Here is a 4579-nt window from a genome sequence, read left to right as displayed (position 1 = left end):
TGTCCCGCAAGTGGCACTCACGGTATTTGTCCCCACCGTGCTGATCGTCACCGTGGATGTCGCTCCCGCACTACCCCCCATATTCCATGTCGGATACCCACTCGGGAAAGCCTGCCCAACCGGATCAGGTGTAGCCACCACCGTCACACTCTCACCCACGGCCACCGCATTACTCTCTGGACTCACTGAATCCACCCCTAGGGCCACCACGGTCAATGATTGCGTCGATGTCCCGCATATCCCTCTGACCGTCTGGCTCCCTGCAGTCTCGAAACTCATCACGCCGCTTGATGCTGCACTCCCATTATTCTCCCACCGAGGCCAGCCGGAGGGAAAATCCGATTGACTCACCCCTCCCGTCGAATAACCCGTATACGTATTCTCCTGTCCCACCACCACCACCTGAGGGCCACTCACTGATGCCATCGCGATCACATACACCTCATTACTCCCCGTGCCCGTATTTGTGTATGTCTGTGTCCCCACCGTGTAAATATGCTTCACGTCGACTGTCTCCTTCTGTTTTCCTGCACTGGTAGTGACTATGTGTTTTGTGCTGGCAGTACCTCCCCCTACCCATTGGAAACTCGTCATTGCATTCGTCGTAACATCCGCTCCACCACAATTCACCATCGATGAAAATTTATATATACCTGCTGAGCCAATTGCTATCATCTGAACGACCGCATCCTCATTCATAGGATCCACCGTAACATTCAATGACCCATAGCCTGCTCCAATCAAAAAAAGTACGCTCCCGCTCAATAGGCTCATCATCAAATAAATCTTTAACTGATCAGGTATGCCTATCATTACTCTCTTTAACTGTTTCATATATCGCTCCATTTTAATGACTAAATATTCAATTTAAATTCCCAATACCTATTTCCCTTGTCCACCTGTCGGCACTGTCAATGCTACTTGATCCAAGGGTACATCCACTCCAAATTCCACAGGCTTTTCATCCGTGCAAGTCGCAGGATCCAGATCAGCTGCCTCAGCCTCGATTCTTTTCTGCTTTTCTTGGGCAAGAGCACTCCCGTCACCAGCCCCCGCCAAATAAGCAAACTTTTGCAAATCTAATTTCCGATTAAATCCCAAGGGAGGTTCGGCCTTGATTTCTAATTTTGCCGACTCATTCTCCTTACTCTCCAAGACCATCCCAAACCGCGCTCCCGACCACCAAGTGGCTACCCGTGCGTATATAAAGTTCCACCCAGCCCTTAAGTATACCTCCTGACCTTGGCGCGGGCACCAATGGTAAGGGGTATCTCCGCTCACTTGCTCATGCTCAAGTAACAGTCCATTGACCCAGACTATTTGTGTGGCTCCAAAAATAGATATATCCCCCTTTACTTTGGGTTCATACGCAGGGAAAGTAGCCGTTACAACCATATCTACCGGGCTTTTTACCCAAGCGGAAAAAAATGAAACCCCTACCTTTTCGTTATCACGAGGCATAATGGTATTATCCATAACAGCCGCTGTTTTTTTCCCCCACCGGGCCGTATTCTTTCTGCCTTTCTCATCAACCGTGAGTTCATTCCTATAAGATATACTCGTATCCAAAATAGTATCAGATGGATAAGCCGTCCGGAACAGGAGGTCCATCATAAAACCATTTGATCCATGCGGGTCTTTTGGCCTATTCACTAAATCATAATGACCAAACCCGTCAATGATCATCCATGATCTGATGGGTGTCTTTACCCCAGAAAATGAAAATGTAGCACTAACAAGTAAAATAAATAAAGGGATTACTAATAGGGCAAATAACGATGATACTGAATGAGCACGACCAGATATCCGAGCATGGGAATATAATGAATTTATAATCCCAAAAAGTAATTTGATTGTTCCCTTTTTCTGCACAGGATGAAGATAGAAAATTTATTTTACTCTAGCAATCAAAGGCTTTTTATTGACTCCAAATTACCAGTTCATGAATTAGCATGTTAAAATGAGGCTTACTTTTTGAACCCCTGTAAAGATTGAACATGAAAACATTCAAACTACTTATTTACCATCTAAACACGTCAATGATTATACCTTTTTATTGACGCCCCTGAATTGACTTAAAAGTCATGAAGATGAGTCGAATACTGGAAACTAAACAGTTATCCTTGAACTGGAAATATTATTAATGGCGAGGTTGGTCTTGTGAATATAGACGTGCCGTACTGGAGATTTTCTAACACATCTCATTTTCTCGAGAGTAACCATTCGTCCATCGTAGACACTCAAGCAATGTGTACGTTTATAAGCAAAGGTTTTGCTAGAGACAACGGGACAGAGTCGACGATGTACATCACCCGTTTGTGCCCACTACAGAAAATATCTGGTGGACTGGAATCCCCCCCTTCATTCAATCATTCAAAAACTGCGATGAGACCTATTTGTGATTGTGAGAACTTTTAATTTGTAAGATTTATAGATTGCATGCGAATATGACGATCATGTGTTTAAATAAGACAACGATCTTCTTTGTTTTTCTATCTTTGGGAATATTACTTTGTGGAATACCAAATACGCGTGGGCAAATTGTTTCCAATACATCTAACGCCAATGAAAAAGAGGGGGATAATAAAGGAAATGCTTCTTTTACTCTTGAAGCCCGATGGAGCTATTCATTAGATCCCTTTAACTATCCCTGGTGCGAAGTCTATATCACCAATCATACAGTGAAGAGTGTGAAACTAGGTAAATGGAAAATAAATGGAAAAGATGCTACAAACTCGGGATTGGTGGTTTGGTCGCGTTATTTGCCTTCAGATCAAATTAACCCCGGACAATCAGCGGTATTAAGATTCTCTGCCAAGCTGGTGATTCAGGATAATCCCGCATGGGTCAAGTCCTCAGAAAACAAGGTTCTCATCTCGCTAGACAATGAGAAGGACCTAGAGATTAACCTACCGCCTGTCATTGAGGAATGGACAAGGATAACCTCATTAACAGCAAGTTCTAATTATAAAACACTTTTCATAGGCTATGGAGTGATACGTTGGATAAGCCACCCGGTAAAAATCAAAATTAATGGGAAAGAAATTGCCACTGAAAATTGGAGCCAACTCTCACAACCAATTGAAGATTGGGATGAATTTCAAAGAACTAACTATTATGGAAAGCCCGGATTAATCAAAGTCAAAATGCCTGAGGATGTAAAATTGGGGAGCTGGATATGGGTACGGATGGAAATGGATAATGGGGCAATCATTCATACCTCCATGAAAATTTCCAGTGGTGTATTAATAGATGCTTTTGGGGTGGAGAAAAGCCAAGGAGCCTTACGCAAGGAGCTTGGATTAGACTTGAATCCATACGCAGGATTAATTGATAGGGACTTGAGTTGTCAGGAAATGGAATTGGGAACCCCAGGAAAACTTGCTGAATGGGTTATTTCACAAGCCACACAAAGAAGTGCCGGATCACCTGAGAATCTTAATTACATTTATCTTTGTACAGCCGCAGCCGCAAATTCTCATTATCCATTGTATTCGGCAATGACAGATGGACTAGGATTTTGCCGATATACATTCAGCATGACGAAGCAAACAAAATTTGTAGAGAAGGAAGAATTCTATTGTAGGGTAGCACGTCGCGCAGCGGCTCCTAAACCATTCATTTATATTCCAGAAACCTTCACGTACAAAAATGTCGATAGGATTTTAGAGCCCGGAGAATTGAGGCTTTTACTTTATACAGCGATTGGTAATGGGTGTAAGGGAGTCAATTATTTTATTTATGGGAATCCGGGTGAAATCTTAGGTTTTCAATCATCGCCTATTCTTTTAGAGGAAATAAAACGATTAAATAAGGAAATCAAAAATCTGGAACCGATTCTTAGCCCTGCACTCTTTTACTGCGCTCATGACATCGGCGATAAAGTCAGTGGACAAAAAACATACGAACTTTGGAGTGGAGATACCGGTGTACTACTGATCATGAAAAACATGGATTATACCACCGATAGAAATCCCAATGATATGGGAAAAAATCCACGCTTTAGTTATAAACAAAAAGCGGATATTAGCCTCGTCATTAAAAAACCCGAATGGCTTAATCTAAAAACGGATAATGAAGGAAATTTCAAGGCTGTTAACCCTCTTACAATGAAGAGTTTGACCGGAAAGTTTAAAGACGGCAATATGCTCTTTGTTATTCCCAATCTCGAACTGACAGAAGTTATTTGGATACAGAATATTAAATAAATTCCTCTGGCTACATAGCCAGCACGGATGAACTTGATAAATTAACCCTTGATCAGTTAAAAGCCTACTCTTCCCATTTTAAGAGCAGGATTTGGATAATCTTTATGAGTACGCTCACTCATCTCAAGAGAATCTCGTGTCTACTTTTTCCAGTACAGATCAGTTTTTCTCGTTGTTGATGGGCATCCAAGTCACCGAGCAAAGAAAGTAGCATCGTATGTGGCGTCATGTCGTGGGGGTTTGGAGTTACACTTTCTTCCGCCCTATGCGCCCGATCTTAATCCTGACGAGTTTGTCTGGCAGTATGCTAAAACAAATGGCATCGCGAAGAAACCCCTCAAAAAAAACGAATCTCTCAAAGAGCGAGTCGA

The 4579-nt window shown here is 42.5% G+C and carries 3 protein-coding genes; 1 reads left to right on the top strand and 2 read right to left on the bottom strand.

The features are described 5' to 3' along the window. Together SGI98_00410 and SGI98_00405 are read right to left on the bottom strand one after the other, a co-directional pair. A partial coding sequence (locus SGI98_00410) for a hypothetical protein (protein MDZ4741863.1) occupies positions 1–699 on the bottom strand: 699 nt, incomplete at its 3' end. 183 nt (positions 700–882) lie between these two features. Then, complete coding sequence (locus SGI98_00405) at positions 883–1614, bottom strand: hypothetical protein (GenBank protein MDZ4741862.1); 732 nt, start codon at positions 1612–1614, stop codon at positions 883–885. Between the two features lie 833 nt (positions 1615–2447). Here SGI98_00405 and SGI98_00400 point away from each other — a divergent pair. Then, positions 2448–4208, top strand: a complete 1761-nt coding sequence (locus SGI98_00400; GenBank protein ID MDZ4741861.1) for a hypothetical protein — start codon at positions 2448–2450, stop codon at positions 4206–4208. Positions 4209–4579: the final 371 nt, after the last annotated feature.

Source organism: Verrucomicrobiota bacterium (assembly GCA_034440155.1).
Lineage (GTDB): Bacteria > Verrucomicrobiota > Verrucomicrobiia > JAWXBN01 > JAWXBN01 > JAWXBN01.
This window is presented reverse-complemented; position numbering and strand designations above follow the sequence as displayed.

What these genes read in the sequence shown, in the direction of transcription:
- SGI98_00405 (MDZ4741862.1), bottom strand. Translation starts at nt 1,614, where the DNA reads ATGATGGACCTCCTGTTCCGGACGGCTTATCCATCTGATACTATTTTG.
- SGI98_00400 (MDZ4741861.1), top strand. Translation starts at nt 2,448, where the DNA reads ATGACGATCATGTGTTTAAATAAGACAACGATCTTCTTTGTTTTTCTA.